The following is a 22,804-nucleotide window of genomic DNA, read 5'->3' as shown; positions in this document are numbered from 1 at the left end:
CGGCGGCCGGCGCCAGCGGGCGGGCCCGAAGGGCGGTGGTCAGCCCCCGACGAGGCGGCGGAGGCCGGGGGCGTTGCGGTGCTCGACCATGCGGACGCACAGGGGGCCGTAGTGGCCGGTGTCGCCTTCGGGCAGGCGGCTCTGCTCCTTGACCGCCCGGTGCATCCAGCAGGTGTGCAGCAGCGGCTCGACGAGGTGCGGCTCGATCCCGAGGCGGGCCCGGTACTGCTCGACCCACTGGGCGGCCTGGTGGTTGATGGTCGACGAGCCGAGCAGGTGCCGGCCGATCGCCCGGTTGCGGTCGAGGCCGCGCCGGCGGCCGGCCCTGACCGCGAACGAGCGGGTGAAGTAGAAGAGGTCCCACAGCGGCGGACCGGGCAGCTCGGCGGACTCCCAGTCGAGGATCCGGACCCGCTCGTGCTCGTCGACCATCAGGTTCCAGGTGCCCAGGTCGCCGTGGAACAGCACCCCCGCCATCGGCTCGTCGGCGAGGAGGGCCACCTGGTCGGCCAGGAACGCTGCGGTGGCGACCGACGGGTGCTGGCGCTCGACGAAGCGCCGGTGCAGGTCGTGCAGGGCGTGGTCGCCGTTGACGGGCGGCAGGACGCGCACGGTGGCGGCCCCCAGCTCGGTGATGGCGGCGACGGCGTCGGCCGCCAGGGGGCAGTCGACGCGCAGGGTCGAGCGGTGGAGGAACGGATGGCCGGCGATGGCCTCGTGCACCGACGCCGTGAGCCCCGCCACCTCCATGGTCGCCACCACCTGCGGGATGCGCTCGGCCACCACGCCGCCACGGTGCTCGATCGAGTCGAGGGCACCGGCCTCGTTCTGGAGCCGGGCGTTGAAGCGGGGATGGCGGGTCAGCTTCACGATCAGGTCGCGCGGCTCGGGCTCGGCCAGGTGGACGCGGGCGATCGCCTTCTGTGACGGGTACGCGGACGGCACGTGGAGCGACCACGTGGCCGCCGGGGCGACGGCGGGGAGGTCGACCGGCCGACCGGCGGGGTCGAGGGCCGGCTCGCCGCGGGTGGCAGCGGCTCGGGCGATGGCGCCGGCCACCACCGCGTCGAGCCAGCCCGGTGCGGTGCGGTCTGGCGCGGCCGTGCGGGTGGCGACGTGGGGGCGGCGGGCGTGGGCCCGCCGGCGTCCGGCCGGCTGCTCCGGCCCGACGGCCCGGATGGTCCCGAGGTCGGCTTGGGCCAGGGCATCGACCCACGCGCCCTCGGGTCGACGGGCCAGCACCACCGCACCGGTGCGGCCGAGCCACGCCGTCTCGTGCAGCGGCCCGCTCGCCGCGCTGCTCGCCTCGTGGCCGAGCACGAGGAGCTCCGCCGGTGGGGGCAGCTCCGGCGCGGCGCGGCCGCCGACGTCGGCGGCCTGGACCACCTCGACGACGGCCCCCTGCTCGCGGAACCACTCGGCGATCCCGGGTGCGGGGGAGCCCACGAACAGCACCGACGCCGGCGCCGGGTCGTCGAGGTGGAACAGCCACGGCGGGCACGCGGGCGCGCCGGGACGGTTGTCGACCTTGGGCCCGCCCGCGAGGCGCAGGAGGGTCACGGTCCCGCCACCGGGGTGATCACCAGCTGCGGGCCGGTGGCGGTCTCGCGGCTGGTCCAGATGGCGCTGTCGGTGCCGGTGCCGACGAGCGAGAACGCGATCGGACCGGCGCCGGTCACCGCGCTGGTCACGTCGTACTCCACCCAGACCCCCTGGGCCTCGACGCCGAGGTTGAGCAACGTGGCCGTGGGCGCGGGCGCGGTGCTCCAGGTGATGGTGGTCTCGCCCCAGCCGGTGCTGGTCTTGAACAGGGTGCCGGCGGCCTTGCTGCCGTCGGTCACGAACAGCCGCAGCACGGCCTTCGCCGGCGTGCCGGTGAACCCGGTGGGGTTGAACTGGATGTAGCTCGAGTAGGCGGGGTCGCCGGCGCGGGTGCGCAGGTCGGTGGTGGTCCCGTAGTTCTTGGTGGGGCTGGCGCTCTTGACCTGGGCGTCGGCGGTCGCCTGGAAGGTGACCGGAGTGGTCCCAGGGGGCGCGGTGCCCACGCTGATCAGGTTGGTCTTGGTGACCGGGGCGCCGCCGGCGGAGTTCGACGCCTGGAGCGTCACGCTGTACGTGCCCGGGGTCGTGTACGTGTGCACCGGGCTCTGCTCCGTGGACGTGCCGCCGTCACCGAACTGCCACGACCACGTGGTGGGGCCGTTCGAGGACGTGTCGGTGAAGGTCACGGCCAGCGGTGCGTTGCCGGTGGTGGGCGTGCTGTCGAACGACGACACCGGTGCGGTCGGCGGGCCGCCCGTGGGCGTGATCACCAGCTGGGGGCCGGTGGCGGTCTCCCGGCTCGACCAGATCTGGCTGTCGGTGCCGGTGCCCGTGAACTTGAAGGCGACCGGTCCGGTCCCCGTGACCAGGCTCGTCACGTCGTACTCGACCCAGGTCCCGAGCGTGGTCGCGCCGAGCGTCGTCGGCGTGCTGGTCGCGGCCGGCGCGTTGCCCCAGTTGATGGCGCTCTCACCCCAGCCGGCGCTGGTCTTCGCCAGGGTGCCGGGGGCCTTGCTCGCATCGGTGACGAACATCCGCAGCACGGCCTTGGCGGGGGCGCCGCTGAACCCGGTCGGGTTGAACTGCACGTAGCTCGAGTAGGCAGGATCGCCGGTGCGGGTGCGCAGGTCGGTGCTCGTCCCGTAGTTCTTGGCGGGATCCGAGCTCTTCACCGGGGCGTCGGCAGTGGCCGGGAAGGTGACCGGGGTGGTCGTCGGCGGCGCGGTGCCCACGTTGATCAGGTTGGTCTTCACGACCGAGTTGCCGCCGGCGCTGTTGGTCGCCTGCAGGCTCACGGTGTACGTGCCCGGCGTGGTGTACGTGTGCACGGGGTTGCGCTCGGTCGACGTGCCCCCGTCTCCGAACTGCCACGCCCACGACGTGGGGTTGTTGGACGACGTGTCGGTGAAGGTCACGTCGAGCGGCGCGTCGCCCGTCGTCGGCGTGGAGTTGAACGCCGCCACCGGTGCCGTGGCGGCCGGCGGGCCGCCCAGAGGGTCGTAGTGCGTCCAGTACCGCCGGGTGCTGTCGTTGGTCGCCAGCACCACCAGGCCGGTGGTCCCGTCGACCGCCTGCTTGGTGGACGTGGAGTTGTTGATGTCGTCGTTGTCGGCATCGGTCAGCACCGGGGTGCCCTTGCCCGGCGCGAAGTTGATGTTCGACAGCGGCGCCGTCTTGCGGTAGATCGACCCGCCCGACTGGCCGCTCGTGGCGAACATCTGCACCTCTTGGTGCTGCTGGTCGATCAGCACGATCGGCCGGGTGTGGTTGTCGGACCCCAGGCCGAACACGTGGCTCGTCCAGACGCCGGCCGGGCTCCGGTCGAGGAGGTGGATGAGCGGCGAGCTGCCGGTCAGCGACGTCTTCACGGCTGCGAGGATCCGCCCGTTCTGGTCGGCCACGTTCTTCAGGTTGATGTGGTCGTCGGAGAAGAGCGGGCCCCGGTACGCCACCTCGGGCGTGCCCCAGGTGCCCTGCGGGTCGGTGTCGAGGTGCTTGCTGAAGTACATGGTGCCGTCGGTCTCGTTGCTCCACATGATGCCGATGCTGTTGCCGCTGAACGCGGTGACCGACGAGATGTCGTCGGTGGTCAGCGTCGTGCCGGTGACGGGCAGGAGGAACGGCGCGCCCCACGACACGCCGCCCGGGGTCGACACGGCGGCCATCACCCGCTGGTTCTGCGTCCACGTCGCCCAGATGCGGCCCACGCTGTCCTCGTCGATCACGAGGGTCTCGGACTTGGCGTTGTTGATCTGCACCGGGAACCCCGCGTCGAGCGTGTACGTGCCGGTGGCCTGCTGGTAGCTGAAGCGCTGGAGGTAGGCCGGAGCGGCGGCGGTGCTGCTGGATCCTTCGGCGAAGGCGTGCGACGCCACGTACAGGTGCGAGCCGTCCCACAAGGTGTCCGCGCGGGCGTTGGACCGGTCGTCGAGCCGCGTGGCCGTCTTCACCCACTGGTGGGTGGCCAGGTCGAGCTTGTGGACGTAGAAGTCGGCCGTGGTGGTGTCCCACATGTCGGCCCACCACGAGCCGTCGTTGAACCAGAGCTTGCTCTCCGGCTTGGAGCCGCTCGGCGAGCCCGATGCCCCGTCGAACGATTGGCCCTCCCAGCCGATGTCCCCTGGGGAGGCGGCCGGTGCGGCGGCCACCGCAGCCCTGGCGGGTGCGGCGGGTGCGGCCGAGGCGGCCGGTGCGGCGCCGGCCGGGATGACGGGTTCAAGCGCGGCCAGCGCCAGGAGCGCGCCGATCACCCCCAGCACGAGGGTGGCGATCCGGGTCGGCGACCGGTGATGGGTTCTCGCTGTGCACGTCATGGCTTCTCCCCTTCGGAGGGTGCGGGTGCAGTACGGCAGGTGTCCCGGCGTCGTTGACCATCCCCATGGCGGCGGCAAGGCCAGCGAGGAGCCAGAAGTAGCGGATGTAGGCGAAGTGCAGGAAGAGGCCGGTCGTGAGGTAGGTCACGATGGCCAGGCCGAAGCCGGTGGCGAGCGCGGCGGCATCGGGGTCGGTGGTGAGGTACCGCCTGCGGACCTTGCCGAGCGCGGTCAGCAGCGATCCGGCGAAGCAGGCGAACGTGACCAGCCCGAGCAGGCCGGTCTCGGCCGCCAGCCCCAGGTACAGGCTGTGCGCCTCCCGGTCGACGCCGACGATCCGGTCGGCGCCCTGGGCGCGCGCCTGGTCCTGGAAGTAGGTGGGGAACAAGCCGGTGCCCACCCCGACCACCGGGTGGTGGAGGAACACCGCGATGGCGGCGGTGGCCTCGGTGGACCGGTTGGCGAACGAGCCGTCCTGCGCGGTGGCGCCGCCCGTCGTCGACCGCACCGACGAGCTCGCGGTGACCACGGTGGTGGCGCGGTTCGCGAACGTGGGCGCGAAGACGAGCAGGGTCCCCACCGCCACCCCGGCCACGATCAGCGCGGTCCTCAGGCGGACCCACCGGACGATCACCGCGATCAGCACCATCAGCACCAGGCCCACCACCGAGCCGCGCGAGTACGTCAGCACGATGCCCACCACGATGCCGACCCCCGACACCTTCGCCAGCAGGCGCACCGCCCGCGAGCGGTCCTTCCAGCCCAGGGCCACGGCGATCGGCACGGTCACCGCCAGGCTCTGGGCCCACCGGTTCTGCTCGCCGATCGGACCGGCGTGGCGCGCCGATCCGCCGCCGCTGGCCCGGTTGATCACCGCGTTGCTCATCGTCGAGAAGCCGGCGAAGTCCTGGTGGTCGGCGCCGGTGACCTCCTGGAAGAGCGAGAGCGTCCCGAGGAAGCCGGCCACCACCACGAGGACGATCGCGGCGAGGCGGACGAGGCGCCACCCGCGCACGGCGTTGGTGAGCAGGAGGAAGAGCACGACGCCCTCGAGCAGGAACGTCTGGACGGTCGCCACGCTCGTCGCCGGGTCGCGCGCCAGGAGGGCGCCGACCATCTGGACGACGAGGAACGCCACCATCCACAGCGCGGCGCGGGGGATGAGGATCGGCTGGCGGTGGGCGAACACGTGGTAGCCGGCGGTCACCAGCAGCAAGATGGGGACGAGGAGCGCGACGGCGCCGGGGATGCCGTGGTCGTGCACGGCGATCACCGTGGCGTTGGAGAAGATCAACCCGACGGCCACCAGGGCCGCGGTCTCGGGCCGGGCCGCGATCAGGACCGCGACCAGCGCGGCCACCAGCCCGAGCACCGGCAGCAGGTTCCCGTGCGCCACCACCGCCGCCACGATCGCGGCCGTCACGACCGCGATGCGAGCGACCCATGGCCCCTGGTGGCCGCGCCCGGTCGGCCCGGCGGGACCGGTGGGGCGGGCCGAGCTCGCGGGGCCGGTGGTGGTGGCCGCGGTCATCGGGGGACCTCGGTGTCGGCGTCGGCGGCCGTGCCGGTGCCGGTGGCCGTCTCACTTCCGCCCTCGGCCCCGAGGGCGCGGTCGGTCAGGTCGATCGTCACGTCGCCATCGGTGCGCTCGGGCTCCCAGTGGACGATCCGGCGGCCCGACACGATGTTCCACGCGGCGACGAGGCCGGCGCCGTTCACCATGCAGAAGTACCCGGCCAGCCCGCCGAGGCGGCTGCGACCGATGCGCCCGCTCGGGTGGGCCAGCGCCAGCGCCCCCGGCACGTACACCGCGAGCTGGCCGGCGAGGGCCACCCGGTAGATCGGGCGGCGCCGGCTGCACGCCGCGCTCGCGGCCAAGGCGGTCAGCAGCGGGATCCCCATCAGCCGGCGCAGGACCTTGTGGTTGATCAGCTGGTAGGCGTAGAAGCCCTGCTCGCGCGGGTCGAGCAGCCGCCGCCGGTAGGCCACCGCAGCCAGGCCGCGGGTCATCACCCGCACCTTGCGCCGGAACTCGGCATCGGTGCTGGCGGCGACCGGTTCGAACACGGTGGCATCGCCGGCGAACACCAGCCGGTGGCCCTGCTCGATCACGCCCGTCGAGGTGGTGAAGTCGTCGGTGACGCCCTCGGGCACGGTGCCCACCAGCTCGCGCCGCACCGCGTAGAGGGCACCGGTGGCCCCGATGACGTTGCCTCCCGCGCTCTCGGCCTCCTTGAGGATCCGGTCGAAGTCCCAGTAGCGCCGCTCGCCGTCGACCGTCCCGCTGCCGGGCAGGCCCGAGGCGGCGGCGGCCGGAGGCTCGTAGCGCTGGTCGCCGGCCACGCCCCCCACCTCGGGGTCGGCCAGGGGGCGGACGATCTTGCGCAGGGCGTCGGGGGCGAAGCGGCTGTTGGCGTCGGTGAAGACGAGCACGTCCTGCCTCGACGCCGTGATGGCGGCGTTGAGCGCGGCGGCCTTGCCGACGCGCGGCAGCACCAGCACCCGGACGCGGGGATCGATCGCGGCAGCCTCGGGCGTGCCGTCGGCCGAGCCGTCGGAGGCCACGATCACCTCGACGAGGTCGACCGGGTAGTCGGCGTCGAGGACGCTGTGGAGCTTGGGGCCGATGCTGGTCGCCTCGTCGTGGGCGGCGATCACCACGGAGATCGACGGGGTGATGTCCCCGACGAGCACGTCCCGGCCGAACAGCCGGCCCCGGACGATCGTCACCAGCGGGAACGCGACGTAGGTCTGGACCAGCACCGCGACCGACACCCAGAACAGCTCCTCCATCAGGCCGTCCTTCCCGTGAACAGCTGGGCGAGGCGGAGCCCCGACCGGTCGGCGTCGAACTCGGTGGCGACCAGGACGTGGGCTCGAGCGGTGAGCGCGTCGACCAGGCCGGGGTCGTGGTCGACGCGGAGCAGGGCGGCGGTGAGCCCGTCGCGGTCACCCGGGTCGACGAGCAGGCCGGTGTCGCCGTCGCGCACGATCTCGGGGATGCCCGAGAGACGGCTGGCCACCACCGGCACCCCCACCGCCATGGCCTCGACGATCACCACGGGGAGGCCCTCTCGCCGGCCGTCGGCGCTGGGGACGCTGGGGGTCACCAGCACGTCGGAGGCGTTCATGAGGTCCCGCACCCTCGGCTGGGGGACCGCACCCGTGAACGAGACCACCTCGCTCAGGCCGGCTGCCTCGACCTGGGCGTGGAGGGCAGCGCGGTCGTCGCCTTCGCCCACCAGGGTGAGGCGGACGTCGACCCCGGCGCGCCGAGCCCGCCGGCACGCCTCGATCAGGTGGGCCTGGCCCTTCACCTCGTGCAGCGTCCCGACGCAGATCGCGCGCAGCGGGTCGCCGGGCGCACGAGGGCGGGGCGGCCGAGCGGGGAAGTCGCTCGGGTCGATGCCGCAGTGGACGACCACCACCCGGTCGGCGGGCACGCGCACGCCGGCCTCCCGGCAGGCGGCGAGCACCACCTCGCGGTTGCTCTCCGACACGGCCACCACGAACGCCGCGGCCGCCACCTTCTGGGCGAGCATGTGCTGGTCGCGGTGGATGTCGGACCCGTGGGCCGTGAAGCTGAACGGGATGCCGGTGAGCTGGTTGATCACGTAGGCCGCGGCCGCGGGGTGGGTGGCGAAGTGGGCGTGGACGTGCTCGATCTCCTCGTCCTCGAACTGCTCGCCCAGGCGGACGGAGACCGGGAACGCGGCCAGCGCGCCCTGCAGCAGCCGGCGGCTGCCGAGGTTGTGGCGGATCAACGACGCGAGCGTCCGCAGGTAGGTCCGGGGCTGGCGGCGCAGCGCCCGCCCGTTGGCGGCGAGCACCGCCGACGACAGCAGCGGCTGGTGGTGGACGCGGGCGGCGAGCGAGCTGGTGGTGGGCTGCTCGACGTGGGCCCGTTCCTCGTGCAGCGGGTAGAGGTGGACATCGATGCCGGCGCGCAGCACCGCTTCCATCTCTCCGGCCACGAACGTCTCGGTCAGGCGCGGGTAGCGCGACACGAGGTACGCCACCCGCGGCCAGGCCGTGGGCGGAGCGTCGTCGGGGGACGAGTCTCCAGGGGCCGAGTCGTCAGGTGGCGGCTCGTCGGGGGCGGGTCGGTCGAGCACCGAGGAGGGACGCAACGGTGGCGGGATCACCGTTGCGCCCCCGACCTGGTGGTGGCGGGCCCGGCTCGGCGACGGGCGACCGTCGCGCTGCCGGAGCCGCCGCGAGCACGCTCCTCGGTCGCCGAGGCGCCGATGAGCTCGCCGTCAGCGGGATCGGGTTCGGGACGGACGTCGACCGGCTCGTCGGCGCCGGCGGGCTGCAGGACCGGTTCGTCGACCCCTCCATCGAGATCGGCCGCTCCGGCGTCGTCCGGGTCCGCGGCGTGGCGCTCGCTCGTCGGGGTGCGGCGACCGTTGGCCCGGCCGCTGCGCTTGGACGGGGCGGACCGCTCGTGGAGGACGCTCATGGCCAGGTTGGCATCGACGGCCTGGAGGTTGACCACGGCCTCGGAGATCGCGGACCGCCGGGCCTGGAACCGGCGCACGCCCAGGACCGTCACGTCGGACACCCGGGCCCACACCAACGTGGCGGCGCTCACGGTGGCCGGCTGGCCGTGGACCACGAGGAGGCCGCCGTCGGCGGCCAGCCAGTCCCGCAGGGCGATGGCCTCGTCGGGGGTGACCGACTCGGGGTCCATCGCAGGGTCCGCCGCCTGGCGGACCACGGTGCCCCGGCTGTCCCCCGAGAGCATGATCACCTCGCCCGTCGAGCTGTCGAGCGCCGCGACCGACGGACGGCGGTGCGACCAGACCTCGGCGAGGCGCCGGGCGAGCCCATCGGTCCCGTCATCGGCCGTGACGCCGGTGATCAGGACGCACCTCACCTCCGGCGCGGCCAGGTCCACGTGGGTGGCGATCATGCGGTACGGCTCGAGGTCGCGCTGCCGATCGCCGTCGCCCCGGCCCCGGTGGCGCTTGAGGGCGAGCGTCGGCACGCCGGTGAGGGCATCGACCTTCTCCTCCGACTCCGCCGTGTCGCCTACGAACTCGAACAGGAGGACCAGGGTGAGCGATCCGAGGAGGCCGGCGAGGGCCGCCAGGGGGACGATGAGGTCGAGCCGGGGGCTGATCGGCTTGCTCGGCGCGTTGGCCGGATCGATCACCCGCAGCTGACCCTCGGGCCGGGTCGGATCCTGCTTGCCCAGCGACAGCAGCTGCAGCGCCACCGCGTTGGCGATGTCGGCCGCACCCTTGGCGCTGTGGGCCCGGGCCCGGACCACCAAGAAGCGGGTGGTGCTGTTGGCGGTGGCGCGGACCCCGGTCTTGATCTCGCCGCGCGACACGCCCAGCTCCTTGGCGGCACCCGCGAGCACCGTGTCGCTCGTGGCGAGCTGGGCGTACGTCTGGGCCAGGTCGCCCGACGCCCGCATGGTGTCGCTGTCGGTGCTCAGCGGGCCGACGAGGACCTCGGCCTTCGCCTCGTAGGTCTTGTCGGCAGACGCGCCGAGCAGCAGGCCGACGGCGGTCGCCATCGCCGTGGCGACGAGGATCACCGCGAGCCAGCGGCGGATGATGGGAAAGAGACCGTTCAGTTCCACAAGGCCCTCCGGGGCGCTGGTTGGTGGTCCTTGCCCGGACGGCTCCGGGTGGAGGGAGCCGTCCGGGCAAGATCGTGGACCCGATGGGGTTCGGGTCGGAGCTGCACGCGCACCAGCGGCGCTGAGGCGCGCCGGCCCACGTTGATGCGGGGGAGCTGCAGCCAGTCCGGTGCCTGGTCGCCGGCCGCGACCCCGCGCGAGGTGGTGAAGCCCACGCGGATGCCGGCGCGGGCGGTGGCGGCCAGCGTGGCGTCGTCCACGTGGCCCCCGGGATAGGCGATGGCGGGCCGGGCGGCCGGGCCGAGCTGCTGGAACAGGTCTGACAGCGAACCGGCGATCTCGCAGTCGAGGCGCTCCGGGTCGAGCCGGTCGAGGAACGGGTGGTGGCGCGAGTGGCTGCCGATCGCCAGCCCCTCCGACGCCATCGTGCGCAGCCCGGCCCACGACGACGTGGCGGGCTCGGCCGGCGGGCAGCCGGTCACCTCGCACACCTCGTCCACGAGTGCCATCGCGTCGCGGTGCGGGCGCTGGCCCACCAGCGCCTTGAGATCGTCGCGGGCCCGGGCCCGCTGCTCGGCCGTGCCGGTCTGCCAGGTGCGGCCGTCGACGCAGAGCTTCCAGCCGGAGTGGTTGGTCACGGCCTGGTGCAGCCGGTCCCACCAGAACGTGCGGCCCTGATCGGGGTAGCGGGTCGGGACGTAGAGGCTGGCCGGCACCCCGAGGTCACGGAGGACCGGCCAGGCGTGCTCCTCGATGCAGCTGTAGGCGTCGTCGAAGGTGACGTGGACGGCCCGGGGCGGCAGCGCCGGGCCCCCGTCGGCCGCGGCCAGGAGGTCGTCGAGCGACACCGGCTCGGCGTGGAGGGCGAACATCTGCACCTGCTCCGCGAAGTGCTCCGGGGTCACGGCCAGGCCGGGCAGCAGATCGGGCCGCTCGTCCGCCGGCGCGACGCGGTGGTAGGTCACCACCGCCACGGCGGGGTGGCGGCGGGACCTGCGCTCCGCCACCCACGCCAGGGCGGTGAGGAGACCGTCGCGGGCCAGCTCCTTGGGATTGCGCTCAGCCATGGGACCACGCCTTGTGTGCTGCGTGCCCGAAGGCACGGCGGACGCCGGTGAGCACCGGTCGCCGATCGTCCGGGGCGGCGAGATCGTCGCCCTGGTTGCTGCGGAGGAGGTCGACGGCGGCGAGCACCCCTTCGCGCCGCTCGAACGACACGAGGTTCGACGCCTTCCGGCCCTTCGCCAGGACCGAGCCGATCCACAGGAGCTCGAGGTCGAGGTTCCGGGACACGACGTCCGTGCGGTACGAGGTGTCGAGCGGGGCTGCGCACGCCTCGGGCTCGCCGAGGTGCACGTCGACCATGCGGGAGGGGATGTCGCAGCCGGCCAGGACCGCGAGGGGCAGCGAGCCCCAGAGCCGGCCGTTGATCTCCATGAAGGCGGGGCCGTCGGCCCCTACCTTGAACTCGACCATGGCGGCGCCGGTCCACCCGAGCTCGCCGAGGATGGCACAGGCCGATGCGAGCAGATCGGGGTCGGGGGCCACGGTCACCCGCCGGGCGCTGGCCCCGCCCGTCACCGGCACCTCGTGGAGGCGGCGGTGCTGCACGGCGAGCAGCGGCCGGCCGTCCGCCAGGACCATCCCGATCCCGTGGCCGACGCCCTGGTGGTACGCCTGGATGACCACCTCCTGCCCGGCGGCCTCCACCGCCCGCCGCGCCTCGTCGTCGGTCCAGGCGTAGGCCACCGAGCCCCGCTGGAGCCGGCCGTCCGGGCCGATGATCCGCGAGCGGTCGGGCTTCACCACCACGGGGGCGCCGAGGCGGTCGATGATGCCCTCGGTGTCGGCGGCCCGGTGGACGATCTCGTGGCGGGGCACCCCGATGCCGAGCGACCGGGCGAGGCGGGTCGAGCCCACCTTGCTGCCGGCGGCGTGGAGCAGGTCGTGGTCCGGCATCGCCAGGGTGCAGCCATCGGGCAGGAGGTTCCGGTGCTCGTCGAGCGGCACGATCACGTCGTCCGTCACGGGGACGATCACGTCGATCCGGTGGCGGCGGGCCAGCCCCGCCAGTGCCGCCGCGGTCGCACCGGCGCCGGCCACGAAGGGGGAGGGGTAGCTCGCGAGCTCGGTGGCGTAGCGCGAGCGGGCACCCGTGGGGTTCGACGCGGAGTCGGCGGCCACGACCGTGTGGCCGGCCCGGCCGAGCGAGCGGATGACGGCGAGCGAGCTGGTCCGGCCGGCGTCGGTCACGAGCACGCGGCGCGGGGTCATCGGACCGCCCCCACGTGATCGCGGCGCTCGCTCCCGAGCGCACCGTGGACCGCAGCGAGCACATCGGCCGCGACGTCATCGAGCGGCTGGGCCGCATCGACCACCACCGAGCGCGGCACCGACCGGGCGTAGCGGAGGTACTCGTCGCGCCGGGCCGCCAGCTCGGACAGGGTGCCCTCGCCCTTGCGGGCGAACAGCACCTCGGGCTCGGCGTCGAGGACGATCACCAGATCGGGCGGGGCCATGGCCCGGCGGAGGAAGGCGCCGTGCACCCGGCGGCTGCGGCGCAGCCCGGGGCGGGCGGCCAGGTCGTGGTCGAACTGGTCGGCCAGCGGGTGCCGGTCGCACACGACCAGCCGGCCGCGGGCGTGGTGCCAGCCGATGACCGCCTGCTGGTACGCCTCCTCGGCCATCTGGTTGCCCACCCGGGCCGCGGCGCGGGTGGCCGAGCGCACGCCGCCCTGCGCCGGCGCGTCGCGGTCGAGCGACGGGGGCCCGCCGGCCCGACCGGGCCCGCCGCTCCGGGACCGGGCCCAGCGCACGGCGCGGGTGGTGGGGAGGGGGTGGGTCCGGGCCTCGGGGTTGGCGCCCAGGTACATGCGCCGCGCCGGTACGTCGACCTCGGCGAGGAGGCGGTCGGTCACGGTGGACTTCCCGGCGCCGTCGGCCCCGACGAGCACGATCGTCAGCACGACGCCTGCTCCCGCTGCCGGAGCTCGTCGACGAGCTCGCCCAGCGCGACGCCGCTGCGCTCCCAGCTGAACCGCTCCGCCACCCAGATCCGCGCCGTGTGGTGCGGACGGTGGTTGCGGGCCTCCACCAGGTCGAGCTGGCGCAGGATCGCGTCGGCGTGGCCGGCCGCGTCGTCGGCGATGTCGAGCGGGGGCTGGCCGCCGTGGCGCTGGAGCCCGGCGGCGGCCACGCTCGTCGTGACGACCGGCAGCTCCATCGCCAGCGCCTCGAGGAGCTTGTTCTGGATGCCCGAGGCGATGCGCAGCGGCGCGGAGAACACGCCCGCCAGCTCCAGGTGGGGCCGGACGTCGGGCACCGAGCCGGTGGCCTTGACCCGGGGCTGGCGCAGGGTGCGGGCCAGCGCCGGCGAGGCGCCGGTCCCGATGATCAGCACCTCGGTCTCGGGCCGCCGGGCCCAGACGCGGGGCATGATCTCGCTCACGAGGCGCCGGGCGGCGTCGGCGTTCGGCCCGTAGCCGAGGTTGCCGCAGAACGCGACGGCCGAGCCGAGCGTCCGCGTGGACCGCTCCCAGTAGCGCAGGTCGATCCCGTTCGGGATGACCGTGGCGTCGAGCACGCGGGCGGGTGCGCCCTCGTCGTGCAGGACGCTGCGGTCGCGCTCGGAGGCGGTGATCAGCTGGTCGGCGGTCGCGATCAGGTGGCGCTCGATCTTGCGCATCCCCCGGCGGCGGACCACGAGGCCCGCCCGGCGCACCGGCTGGGCGTGGCTGATCTCCTGGCTGATGCGGTGCGAGGTCGCGTCGCAGAGGTCGACGACCAGCGGCACCCGGCCGGCGACCGCGTCGGCGGCTGCCGCCGTCTCCTTGCCGCTGAGCACCACGACGTCGACCGCGCCGCGACCGACCTCGTCGTCCACGGCCCGCGCGAGCGCCAGCCCGGCGGCGTCGGGACGCTGGGGGTCGAGCAGCTGAGCGGCCCGCTGGATGCGCCCGGCATGGGCCGGCTTCGGGAACGTCGACACCCGGTCGACGAAGCCGGTGACCCCCGAGGCGTGCTCGGCGGAGAACGTCGGGCCGGTCAGCGACATCAGGTGGATGTGGTGGTCGCAGGCCAGCTCGCGCAGCAGGTGGTAGTGGCGCAGGTACCCCGACGAGAGGGGGAACGGGAACGCCGCCGTCAGGTACAGCAGCCGGATGCGGTCGGTGCACCTGCTCATCGGTGCTCCTCGGCGGCGGCCAGCGAGGCGCGCCAGAGGGTCTCGTAGCGGTGCGGGTCGCTCGAGCCGAGCACCCGCTCCGGCGGCAGGGTGGCCAGGCGCCGGGTCCAGCACGACAAGACGAGCTGGGGGAGCAGGTTGCCGTCGATCCCGAGGGCGGCGAGGTGGTGGTCGACCGCGGTGCGCGCCCACCCGCCGGGGCCGAGCGCCTGGCGGTGGGCCTCGACCAGGCGGGCCGGGGTGCGAGGGCGCTCGACGCTCTCGGCCAGGTAGCCCACGTAGAAGACGAGGTCGTGCAGGGGCAGCCCCGCCGGCTGGGCCAGCTCCCAGTCGATGGCGATGAGCGTCCCGTCGGGCTGGCGGAACAGGTTGGGGTGGCTGAAGTCGCCGTGCTCGAACGGGGCGGGGAGCGTGGCATCGGCCAGCGGCTGCAGCGCTTCGGTGGCGCGCTCCACCAGCTCGTCGCGTTCGGCCGGGTCCTGCCACGCCGCCGCCCCGATCGCCTGCAGCGGCGCGGCGATCAGCGCGGCCGCCCGGCCGTCGTAGCGCACCTCCGTCGGGGAGGACACCGGCACCTTCCCCATCCAGGCGATGCCGGCGAGCAGGGCACCGTCGCGGTCGTGGCGGACGGCGCGCCGGTCGAGCGGCTCGCCGGGTGCGGCGTCCTCCACCAGGACCATCCGTCCGCCGGTGGCGGTGAGGTGGTGGTGGAGCGGGACGGCGGCATCGGGGCCGACGGTGGCCGTGAAGCGGTCGAGGAGGTCGGCCTCGTTGGCGAGCAGGCCGTCGTCGGCCCGGTTGCGGGCCACCTTGGCCACCCGCGCCAGCCGGTCGCCGGCGCGGGCGGTCGCCACGCCGATGACGGCGCGGGAAGCGGCGTAGCGAGGGGTCACCAGGGCGGCGATCCGATCGCCACCGGGACTGGCGATGGCGTGCTTCGACCACACCTCGGGCCGCACCGCGAGGATGCTCACGTCGTCGGCCCAGCGGGCGACGCGGCCGTGGCGGGCGAGCAGCACCTCGAAGGGGGTGCGCCGGCCCCGGCCGGCCACCTTCTGCAGCACGGTGGCGGCCGAGTCGGGCCGGTCGAGGGCCACCAGGCAGCGGGTGTCGCTGATGGAGGGCCGGTGCCACCAGGTGGAGGTGTCGAACCCGGCTTCGGTGAGGACCTTGCGCACCCCGCGGCGCCGCCGGCGGGCGGAGTGCTCGATGTGGATGGCGCCGCCGGGGGCGAGCCCGTCGATCGCCCGGCGCAGGATCACGGCCGTGGGGTCGATCAGGACGGCCACGTCGTGCGGCGTCAGGTCGGGATCGCCGAGCTTGCCGACGATGTCGGCGTGCGACGCGAGGGCCACCCGGTCCCGGCGGTCCACCGGGCCGTGGAGGGCCACCCGTCCGAGGTCCTCGTCGGCGAGGAGGAACCGCCAGTCGATCCGCAGGTCGTGCGGCGTCGGCTCGTCGACCGGTGGCAGCGGTGGCGGGGCGAGGCTCATCGGTGGTCCTCTCGGGAGAGGGCGATGGTGTCGGCCAGCTGGTGGAGATCGACGGGGTAGGGGTGGAGCACCTCGGCGGCGGGGATGCCGGCGAGCAGCGAGCGCAGCCGCTCCCGCTCGATCTCGGGCACCGCGTCGAAGGCGTCGACCGACGCCTTGGGGAAGGCGAACCGGTAGGCCGCCACCGCCTCGGCGAGCGGGCCGCGCTCGAAGGCCAGCGATGCCGCCATGCGGTCGGCGACCTCGCGGCTGGAGAGGGGCCGGGACCACGTCAGCGGCCGGTCGGTCGCCGTCATGAGCAGCACCTGGCCCAGGGGGACCGGCCGGCTCGGGATCGGTCGGCCGGCGACCGTCTCGGGGACCACGTCGACGAAGCGGTTGCGGGCGATGGCGGTGGTGATGCGGGGGGTGGCCCGGACGGTGCGGGCGGTCCGCTCGGCCAGCCGCAGCGCGGCCAGCCGGGTGCGCTCCCCGCGGGTCAGCCGCTCGCGCAGCCAGGGCAGCTGCTCGAGCTGCCAGTCCCACGCCCGCACCGGCTCCCACGTGCCCGACACCGTGCGGTCGGGGCGGATGTGGGTCCACTCGTCGGAGACGTAGGTGGCGCCGCTGTCGCACGCGGCGAGCAGCGCTTCGGTCTTGCCGCCCTTGGACCAGCCGGTGGCCATGGTGGCGGTGCCGTCGCGCTCGAAGGCCGACGCGTGCAGCGCCACGCCGCCCCGGTTCAGCACGGCCAGGTTGACCAGGGCCACGAGGTGCGGGACCCGGCCCACGCCGTGCTCGCACCGCAGCTCGCAGGGGCCGCCCAGGTCGGCGCCGGGGAACACGACCCGCACCGGTCGGCGGAAGCGGCCGCGCAGGATGACGAAGCCGTCCTCGGTGAAGCCCGAGGCACCGGGGCCGAGGTAGCGCAGCACCTGGTCGCGCCCGCCGACGTCGTCGCAGTAGCGGATCGTGACGTCGGCCGGGCCGCTCCCGATCGCTCGGCCGGTGCCGTACTGCCGTTCCACCGCGGAACGGTCCCCGGGGCGCACGCCGAGCAGGCGGAGGGTGACGAGCCCGGCCACGCGGATGTCGACGTCGATGGCCTCGTCCGGCGCCGGCGCGGTGGCGGCGTGCCGGTCGCGGGGAGGGCGGCGCACCTCGGGGGCGGTCACTGCGACACCGTCCCGGACCCGATCAACCGACCAACCAGCGGGATCCGGTTGAGCTCGGGGAACATCTCGCCCATCATCAGGACCTTGCGGCCGACGAGCAGGACGATGGCGACGATCGCGGCCACCAGGACCACCCGCACCACCACCGCGGCGCCCGACAGGTCGAGCAGGAGCAGGCCTACGGTACCGGCGATGATCGTCAGGTAGAGGCGCAGGTACCGGGGGTCGAACAGCTGGAGGCCTGAGCCCTCGCGCAGCGCCCACTGCTTGAGCAGGTTGTAGAAGACGATCGAGGCGGCGGTGCCGCAGGCGGCGCCCATCGGCCCGTACATCGGGATGAGGATCAGGTTGATCGCCAGGTTGAACACCAGCGCCACGCCGGCGGTGCCCGCCGACAGCCAGACCCGCCCGATCATCTTCACGGTGACCCCGTTGAAGCCGAGGACGGCGTTGAAGTAGTAGGCGATCGACAGGATCCGGAGGTAGGCGGCGGCATCGGCGTAGCGGGAGCCGAACAGGGCCACGGTCACGGGCTGGGCCAGGCCGAGCGTCACGGCGAAGATCGGGAACGTCAGCACCGTCACCCACGCCGCCGTCTGCCAGTAGGCCTCCTTCAGCGCCCGCCGGTCGCCGCGGGCCCAGAGCCGGGCCATCAGCGGGGCGAACAGCAGCGAGAAGCTGTTCATCACCACCTGGTTCAGCCGGGCCAGCGGGAGCACCGAGCGGTACGACGCCACGGCGGCGGCGCCGGCGCTGTGGCCGAGGATCACGACGTCCGAGGTGTTGAGCACCACGAACATGGCGTCCGACATCAGCAGCGGCAGGGTGAAGGCGGTGACCTCGCGGATCGGCATGTCGATCCCGATGCGGCCGCCGTCGACGCGGTCGAGCAGGCCTCGCTGCCGGAGCGTCTGCATCATCAGCTTCCCGTAGACCACGAGGCCGAAGACGCCGGCCAGCACGTACCCGGTCCCCAGCACGTAGAGGTTGCCGTCAGTGGCGAGCAGCATGAGCACGATGCCGAGCCGCAGGAGCGGGGCCACGATGTACCGGCGCAGGAAGATCGCCTTCGACCGGCCGAAGGCGGCGAAGATCGTGGCGGCCATGTTGTCGAGGGCCTGGAGCGGGGCCAGGATCACCATCACCGCGAGCAGCACGCCGAGGCGGTCGTCGTGGACGAGGTTGTCGCCGATCCACCCGTGCGCCACCACCACCAGCGCGGTGGCCGCCAGCCCGATGCCGATGATGCTGATCAGCTGGAGCACGAGGGTGCCCCACACCTTCGGCTTCTTCCCCTCCTCGTCGTACATGGCGATGAAGCGGGCCAGGCCCCGGTCGAGGCCCAGGGTGCACAGCGTGGCGATCATCGTCACGATGGACAGGGCGTAGGCGAAGATGCCGTAGTCGGTCTTCGAGAGGCTGCGGACGAGCAGCACCTGGATGACCAGGTTGGCGGCGAGCGACAGGATCCGCCCGAAGACGAGCAGGCTCGAGCCCCGGATCTGGTTGGTGACCTCGTCGACGGGCGCCGGCGCGCCGTCGGCGTCGCCATCGCCGGCGGTGGCGCCCGGCTCCAGGGTGGCGGGGGTGCTCATGCCGCTGATCCCGTGGTGGTGAGGTGGTCGGTCCCGAGGCGGCGCACCGGGCGGCGGGCCACCACGCGCTCCCAGACCAGGCCGACCGTGCGGTCGCGGACGACGTCGGCCGGCGCCGCCGCGTCCACCACCTCGGAGCCGGTCGTGTGGGCGGCGAGGTCGAGGTGGCGCTGGCGGTCGGCTTCGAGGTGGGCCACGTCGTGCTCGGGCCGGCGCTCGTGGAGGAGCGCGGCGGGGGCATCGAGGGCGATGAGCAGGTCGGGCATCGGCAGCAGCACCGACAGCGCCCGGCGGCGCAGCCGGGCCTTGGGCGAGAGGTCCTCGTCGGGCCCCGGCCGGGCCTCGACCGGGTGGCGGTCGAGCACGACGAGCCGGCCGCGCGAGCGGTGCCAGGCCACCTGCGCGCGGGTGGAGAGGAGACGGCCGGCCACCGCGGCCGTGGCCATCCCGGGGACCCGGGACTCCGTGGTGCCGCTGCGGTAGGTGCCGCCGTAGAGCGTCCGGCTGGGCACGGCGAGCGAGGCCGCCATCGAGCCGGCGAGCGTCGACTTGCCGGTGCCGTCGGGCCCGACCAGGGCGACGAGCCACCCCCGTCCGGCCACGGCGGTGAGGACCTTCACGAGGCGCTGCCCGGCCCGGTTGGTGGCCGACCGGAACGCCACCTCCGACCGTCGGTCCGACACGATCCGCTGGCTGATGGGCGGGCCCATCGCCTCGAGCGCCGCCCACTCCTCGGACGAGATCGCCCGGACGATGTCGCTCCACTCCGGCCAGCCGCCGCCCTCGGGTGCGGCCCAGGTGGCCAGCTCGGTCGGCGCTCCGGCGAGCGGCGCCAGGTGGGCGAGGCGCTCGCGGCCCTTGGCGCCGAGGCCCTTGCCGTCGAGGAGGCTGTGGAGCAGCTGGCCGATCAGCTCGTCGGCGGGAGTGAGGCGGTCCGGCGTGGGCCGGCGCTGGGCCAGGCAGGCGGCGGCGGCCTGGGCCGGGATCTCGTGCCAGCGGCCGAAGCAGAGGTCGGTCACCAGATCGATCTTGAGCCAGTCGATCGACCCGGCCGGACCGGCGACCTCGACGTCGCCGGCGCTCCCCGCGCCGGCGACGCCGATGACCGGTCGGAGGTGGAAGCGGTGCGGCCGACGGCCCCACGCCGGGCGGCGGGCGAACCCGTGCCGGGCGAGGAGGGCCTCGACCGCGGCCCGGGCCCGGGGCTCGACCAGCAGGTCGGCCTCGAGCTGCCCGCGGCCGTCGCGTGACGGCGGCCGGACCAAGGCGTGCTGCAGCCCGCGTCGCGTGAGGTCGTCCAGCACCTCTCCGAGCACCACGTCTGCCGTGGTCGGCTCCCGCAAGGTCAACACGACGCCCTCCCTCTCTCCAGCGCTTGCAGGAACACGCTGTCGTCCGGGCCGCCTGACCACGTCGTGAAGCAGGGTGATCTGCCCTACCGCGCATTGAGGCACAGGGCTGTGGCCTGGGGAGGGATCGTCAGAACGTGCCTCGGGACCACTGCTCGCGCCTGCGCCTCGCCGGGGGGACGATCGTCCTCGCCGCGGTGCTGCTCAGCGCCTGCACGGCGGTCAGCCACGATGCCGGCCCACCGTCCACCACCACCTCCTCTGCGCCCCAGGTCCCGGCCCCCACGGTCCGGGCGCCGGGGGCGCTGCGGGGCCTGGCGGGGCTGGAGCGGTCCCCGGCCCCCGAGGAGCGGCAGCGCCTGGTGGCCGCGGCGGACGGCCTGCTCGGCCACCAGGCCCGCCCGGAGCGGACGCTCGAGGTCGACACCACCGACGGTCCGTTCGTGGTCGACGCCCAGGCGGCGTGGACGCTGGCGCTGGCGGGCCACGTCACGGGCGACGAGCGCTACCGCACGGCGGCCGCCGCGATCGTCGACGCCTGGGTGTCGGAGGCGAAGGACACGGCGAAGGCGTGCCCGAACTCTGGGGCGTGCTCCACCTCGCTGATGGTCAGCCGGTCGGCGCCGGGCATGGTCTTCGCCGTCGACGCGCTGACGCTCGACGGCAGCTACGGGGAGGCCGAGCTCGCCGCGTTCCACGCGTGGCTCCGCCACGTCATCCTCCCGGTGGCGTCGAACCGCGACAACAACTGGGGTGATGCCGGCACCTACCTGAAGGCGGTGGTGGGCGCCGAGCTCGGCGACGGCCGCATCCTGGCGTCGGCGGCCAAGCGGTGGAAGCAGCGCATCGACCTCATCGAGCCCGACGGCCGCATCCCCGAGGAGATCCGGCGCGGCGACGCCAGCCTCATGTACAGCCAGGAGGCGCTCGACTACAAGGTCGCCACGGCCGATGTGCTCCACCGCACCGGCACCGACGTGTGGAACGACAAGGGCGCCAAGGGCGGCACGCTCGAGGCCGCCCTCGCCCTGGTCGCGTCCGGGCTCGACCAGCCCAAGGGCTGGCCCGGCGGCAAGGGCGACCTGCGCGTGCCGGAGCCGGCCGGGCTGTGGCTCATGGTCGTGGAGCGCTGGGGGCAGGGCGACTTCGCCCGCCTCGCGGCCGACGCAGCGCAGGGCGACGGCAAGGGCCATTCGGCGGTCCTCTGGACCGGCATCACCCACCCGCTCGAGCGATGAGGGTGACCATCGGCACCTGGGCCGACCAGGCGGCGCACCCAGATGGAGAAGAGGGCGTAGACGCCATCACCCCTGGGGACGAGTCCGGCGCCGCGCACGGCGGCCAGGGTTTGGACCAGAGCCCGAACCATCGGAGGAGACACCCATGATCGCCATCGTCACCGGCGCAGCCGGCTTCATCGGATCCTCGTTGAGCCGACGCCTCCTCGACGAGGGCCACGACGTGGTCGGCATCGACTGCCTGACGCACGCCTACGACGTCGAGCTGAAGATGCGCAACATCGGCGGTCTCGTCGACCACCCGAACTTCCAGCTCCTCTACTCCGATCTGGCCGAGCACGTGCCCACGTCGAGCATCCACGGCGCCGATGTGGTGTTCCACCTCGCCGGGCAGGCGAGCGTCACCACCTCGTGGGGCGACGGGTTCTCCAGCTACGCCCACAACAACGTCGAGGGCACGCAGCGGCTCCTCGAGGGCTGCGTCGGGGCCGGGCTGCACCGCTTCGTGTACGGCTCGAGCTCGTCGGTCTACGGCAACGCCCTGGCGCTGCCGACCCCGGAGACGGCGCTGCCGCAGCCGGTGTCGCCCTACGGCGTCTCGAAGCTGGCCGGCGAGCACCTCGCCACCGCCTACCACGAGTCCTGGGGGCTCCCGGTCACGGCGCTGCGGTTCTTCACCGTGTACGGCCCGGCGCAGCGGCCCGACATGGCGTTCCACAAGCTCTTCCGGGCGGCCCTCCGCGGCGACCCGTTCCGGGTGTGGGGCGACGGCACCGCCACCCGCGACTTCACCTTCATCGACGACATCGTGACGGGCCTGATGCTCGCCGGGCAGTCCGACTGGAACGGCGTCGCCAACCTCGGCGGCGGGCACCGGACGTCGGTGCGGCACCTGATCTCGCTGGTCGAGGAGCTCACCGGACCGATCGACGTGCGCTACGAGGCTCCGGCCGCCGGCGACGTCCAGGACACCTCGGCCGACGTCCGGTTGGCGGAGGCGGCGCTCGGCTACCGGCCGGCGACCGTGCTGCGAGATGGGCTGGCGGCCATGTACGAGTGGGCGACCACCATCATGGAGATGGAGCCGACGAGGGTATGACTGCCGCCGCGGCCGGTCGCCCCGGTCCCCCCATCGACGACCTCCGGTCGCGCGAGGTGCTGCGCGCCGTGCCCGGGATGAAGCCGGGCCAGCTCGCTGCCTGCTCGGTGTCGCTCGTCGTCGCCGGCCTGCTGCTGACCCGCGGCTTCATCGGGTTCAACCCGGGACGGCCCCTGTTCGTGGTGCTCGGCGTCGTCCTCGCGGCCAGCGCCACCGTGGGGCTGGCCATCGACCACGTGTCGGTCCGCTCGACGCACGAGCGCCCAGTCGACCTGCTCGTGTCGGAGATGAACCGGAGCCGTCGCTACGGCCACGCCCTCTGCCTGGTGTCGGTGGACTGCGACGACGCCACGGCCGATCGGATGATCACGCTCCTGCGGGGGAGCGACCGGGCGTGGCACCAGCACCACCACGAGCTCCACCTGGTGCTGCCCGAGACCGACCGCCTCGGTGTGCTCGGCTTCGTCGCCCGGGTCGATCGGATCCTCGGTCCGCAGGACATGCGCGCCGCGGTCTTCCCGTTCGATGCGCTCACGGTCGAGGGGCTCGAGGACGCGCTGACGCCCGTCGACGCCTCGGGTCCGATCGGGCGGGCCGCGGCGCCGCCGGCGGTGACCGCACCCGCCAAGCCGACGGCCGTGCCCGACCTCCCCGAGGACGGCCCGCACGGCTACGTGGCCGAGGAGGCGCAGGAGCACCTGACCCAGCCGCCTCGGGACGACCTGGCGGTCGGGGAGGGCTGACC

17 protein-coding genes are annotated in these 22,804 nt (G+C 74.0%); 3 read left to right on the top strand and 14 right to left on the bottom strand.

The genetic code is table 11. From position 1 onward, the window contains the following. Positions 1-39 precede the first annotated feature (39 nt). The 14 genes from ACPPVX_RS05535 to ACPPVX_RS05470 are packed head-to-tail and all read right to left on the bottom strand — an operon-like array spanning position 40 to position 19,725. On the bottom strand, positions 40-1,560 hold the full coding sequence (locus ACPPVX_RS05535; protein WP_426573902.1) for a phosphotransferase: 1,521 nt from the start codon (positions 1,558-1,560) through the stop codon (positions 40-42). Next, positions 1,557-4,292 carry a PKD domain-containing protein gene (locus ACPPVX_RS05530; RefSeq protein WP_426573901.1) on the bottom strand — a complete coding sequence of 912 codons (2,736 nt, stop codon included), beginning with the start codon at positions 4,290-4,292 and terminating at the stop codon, positions 1,557-1,559. Before ACPPVX_RS05530 ends, ACPPVX_RS05535 begins: the two co-directional genes overlap by 4 nt. Next, positions 4,258-5,886: an O-antigen ligase family protein gene (locus tag ACPPVX_RS05525; RefSeq protein WP_426573900.1), complete on the bottom strand. Its 1,629-nt coding sequence runs from the start codon at positions 5,884-5,886 to the stop codon at positions 4,258-4,260. The genes ACPPVX_RS05530 and ACPPVX_RS05525 overlap by 35 nt, the downstream gene beginning before the upstream one ends. Then, positions 5,883-7,148, bottom strand: a complete 1,266-nt coding sequence (locus ACPPVX_RS05520; RefSeq protein ID WP_426573899.1) for a glycosyltransferase — start codon at positions 7,146-7,148, stop codon at positions 5,883-5,885. The genes ACPPVX_RS05525 and ACPPVX_RS05520 overlap by 4 nt, the downstream gene beginning before the upstream one ends. Next, on the bottom strand, positions 7,148-8,470 hold the full coding sequence (locus tag ACPPVX_RS05515) for a glycosyltransferase (protein ID WP_426573898.1): 1,323 nt from the start codon (positions 8,468-8,470) through the stop codon (positions 7,148-7,150). The genes ACPPVX_RS05520 and ACPPVX_RS05515 overlap by 1 nt, the downstream gene beginning before the upstream one ends. A 26-nt stretch (positions 8,471-8,496) precedes the next feature. Continuing rightward, complete coding sequence (locus ACPPVX_RS05510) at positions 8,497-9,948, bottom strand: YveK family protein (RefSeq protein ID WP_426573897.1); 1,452 nt, start codon at positions 9,946-9,948, stop codon at positions 8,497-8,499. Next, positions 9,939-11,015, bottom strand: a complete 1,077-nt coding sequence (locus ACPPVX_RS05505) for a polysaccharide deacetylase family protein (RefSeq protein WP_426573896.1) — start codon at positions 11,013-11,015, stop codon at positions 9,939-9,941. Before ACPPVX_RS05505 ends, ACPPVX_RS05510 begins: the two co-directional genes overlap by 10 nt. Next, on the bottom strand, positions 11,008-12,222 hold the full coding sequence (locus tag ACPPVX_RS05500) for an ATP-grasp domain-containing protein (RefSeq protein ID WP_426573895.1): 1,215 nt from the start codon (positions 12,220-12,222) through the stop codon (positions 11,008-11,010). Before ACPPVX_RS05500 ends, ACPPVX_RS05505 begins: the two co-directional genes overlap by 8 nt. After that, positions 12,219-12,914 carry a hypothetical protein gene (locus ACPPVX_RS05495; RefSeq protein ID WP_426573894.1) on the bottom strand — a complete coding sequence of 232 codons (696 nt, stop codon included), beginning with the start codon at positions 12,912-12,914 and terminating at the stop codon, positions 12,219-12,221. Before ACPPVX_RS05495 ends, ACPPVX_RS05500 begins: the two co-directional genes overlap by 4 nt. Continuing rightward, on the bottom strand, positions 12,908-14,131 hold the full coding sequence (locus ACPPVX_RS05490) for a glycosyltransferase (RefSeq protein ID WP_426573893.1): 1,224 nt from the start codon (positions 14,129-14,131) through the stop codon (positions 12,908-12,910). Before ACPPVX_RS05490 ends, ACPPVX_RS05495 begins: the two co-directional genes overlap by 7 nt. After that, positions 14,128-15,624, bottom strand: coding sequence for a phosphotransferase (locus ACPPVX_RS05485; RefSeq protein ID WP_426573892.1), 1,497 nt, complete (start codon positions 15,622-15,624; stop codon positions 14,128-14,130). The genes ACPPVX_RS05490 and ACPPVX_RS05485 overlap by 4 nt, the downstream gene beginning before the upstream one ends. Further along, positions 15,621-16,778: a hypothetical protein gene (locus ACPPVX_RS05480; RefSeq protein ID WP_426573891.1), complete on the bottom strand. Its 1,158-nt coding sequence runs from the start codon at positions 16,776-16,778 to the stop codon at positions 15,621-15,623. Before ACPPVX_RS05480 ends, ACPPVX_RS05485 begins: the two co-directional genes overlap by 4 nt. After that, positions 16,775-18,373, bottom strand: a complete 1,599-nt coding sequence (locus ACPPVX_RS05475) for a flippase (RefSeq protein WP_426573890.1) — start codon at positions 18,371-18,373, stop codon at positions 16,775-16,777. The genes ACPPVX_RS05480 and ACPPVX_RS05475 overlap by 4 nt, the downstream gene beginning before the upstream one ends. Beyond that, positions 18,370-19,725 (bottom strand): hypothetical protein, encoded by a 1,356-nt coding sequence (locus tag ACPPVX_RS05470; protein WP_426573889.1) that lies wholly within the window; start codon positions 19,723-19,725, stop codon positions 18,370-18,372. Before ACPPVX_RS05470 ends, ACPPVX_RS05475 begins: the two co-directional genes overlap by 4 nt. Positions 19,726-19,859: 134 nt before the next feature. Here ACPPVX_RS05470 and ACPPVX_RS05465 point away from each other — a divergent pair, with 134 nt between their 5' ends. From ACPPVX_RS05465 to ACPPVX_RS05455, 3 genes are all read left to right on the top strand, one after another. After that, the gene (locus tag ACPPVX_RS05465; protein WP_426573888.1) at positions 19,860-20,960 is read left to right on the top strand and encodes an alginate lyase family protein; all 1,101 of its coding nucleotides are present in this window, start codon (positions 19,860-19,862) and stop codon (positions 20,958-20,960) included. Between the two features lie 145 nt (positions 20,961-21,105). Next, positions 21,106-22,059 (top strand): NAD-dependent epimerase/dehydratase family protein, encoded by a 954-nt coding sequence (locus tag ACPPVX_RS05460; protein ID WP_426573887.1) that lies wholly within the window; start codon positions 21,106-21,108, stop codon positions 22,057-22,059. After that, positions 22,056-22,802, top strand: coding sequence for a hypothetical protein (locus tag ACPPVX_RS05455; RefSeq protein ID WP_426573886.1), 747 nt, complete (start codon positions 22,056-22,058; stop codon positions 22,800-22,802). The genes ACPPVX_RS05460 and ACPPVX_RS05455 overlap by 4 nt, the downstream gene beginning before the upstream one ends. Positions 22,803-22,804 lie beyond the last annotated feature (2 nt).

Source organism: Aquihabitans sp. McL0605 (genome assembly GCF_049993875.1).
In the GTDB taxonomy this organism is placed as follows: Bacteria; Actinomycetota; Acidimicrobiia; order Acidimicrobiales; family Iamiaceae; genus Aquihabitans.
This window is presented reverse-complemented; position numbering and strand designations above follow the sequence as displayed.

What these genes read in the sequence shown, in the direction of transcription:
- ACPPVX_RS05525 (WP_426573900.1), bottom strand. Translation starts at nt 5,886, where the DNA reads ATGACCGCGGCCACCACCACCGGCCCCGCGAGCTCGGCCCGCCCCACC.
- ACPPVX_RS05520 (WP_426573899.1), bottom strand. Translation starts at nt 7,148, where the DNA reads ATGGAGGAGCTGTTCTGGGTGTCGGTCGCGGTGCTGGTCCAGACCTAC.
- ACPPVX_RS05505 (WP_426573896.1), bottom strand. Translation starts at nt 11,015, where the DNA reads ATGGCTGAGCGCAATCCCAAGGAGCTGGCCCGCGACGGTCTCCTCACC.
- ACPPVX_RS05500 (WP_426573895.1), bottom strand. Translation starts at nt 12,222, where the DNA reads ATGACCCCGCGCCGCGTGCTCGTGACCGACGCCGGCCGGACCAGCTCG.
- ACPPVX_RS05490 (WP_426573893.1), bottom strand. Translation starts at nt 14,131, where the DNA reads ATGAGCAGGTGCACCGACCGCATCCGGCTGCTGTACCTGACGGCGGCG.
- ACPPVX_RS05485 (WP_426573892.1), bottom strand. Translation starts at nt 15,624, where the DNA reads ATGAGCCTCGCCCCGCCACCGCTGCCACCGGTCGACGAGCCGACGCCG.
- ACPPVX_RS05475 (WP_426573890.1), bottom strand. Translation starts at nt 18,373, where the DNA reads ATGAGCACCCCCGCCACCCTGGAGCCGGGCGCCACCGCCGGCGATGGC.
- ACPPVX_RS05460 (WP_426573887.1), top strand. Translation starts at nt 21,106, where the DNA reads ATGATCGCCATCGTCACCGGCGCAGCCGGCTTCATCGGATCCTCGTTG.
- ACPPVX_RS05455 (WP_426573886.1), top strand. Translation starts at nt 22,056, where the DNA reads ATGACTGCCGCCGCGGCCGGTCGCCCCGGTCCCCCCATCGACGACCTC.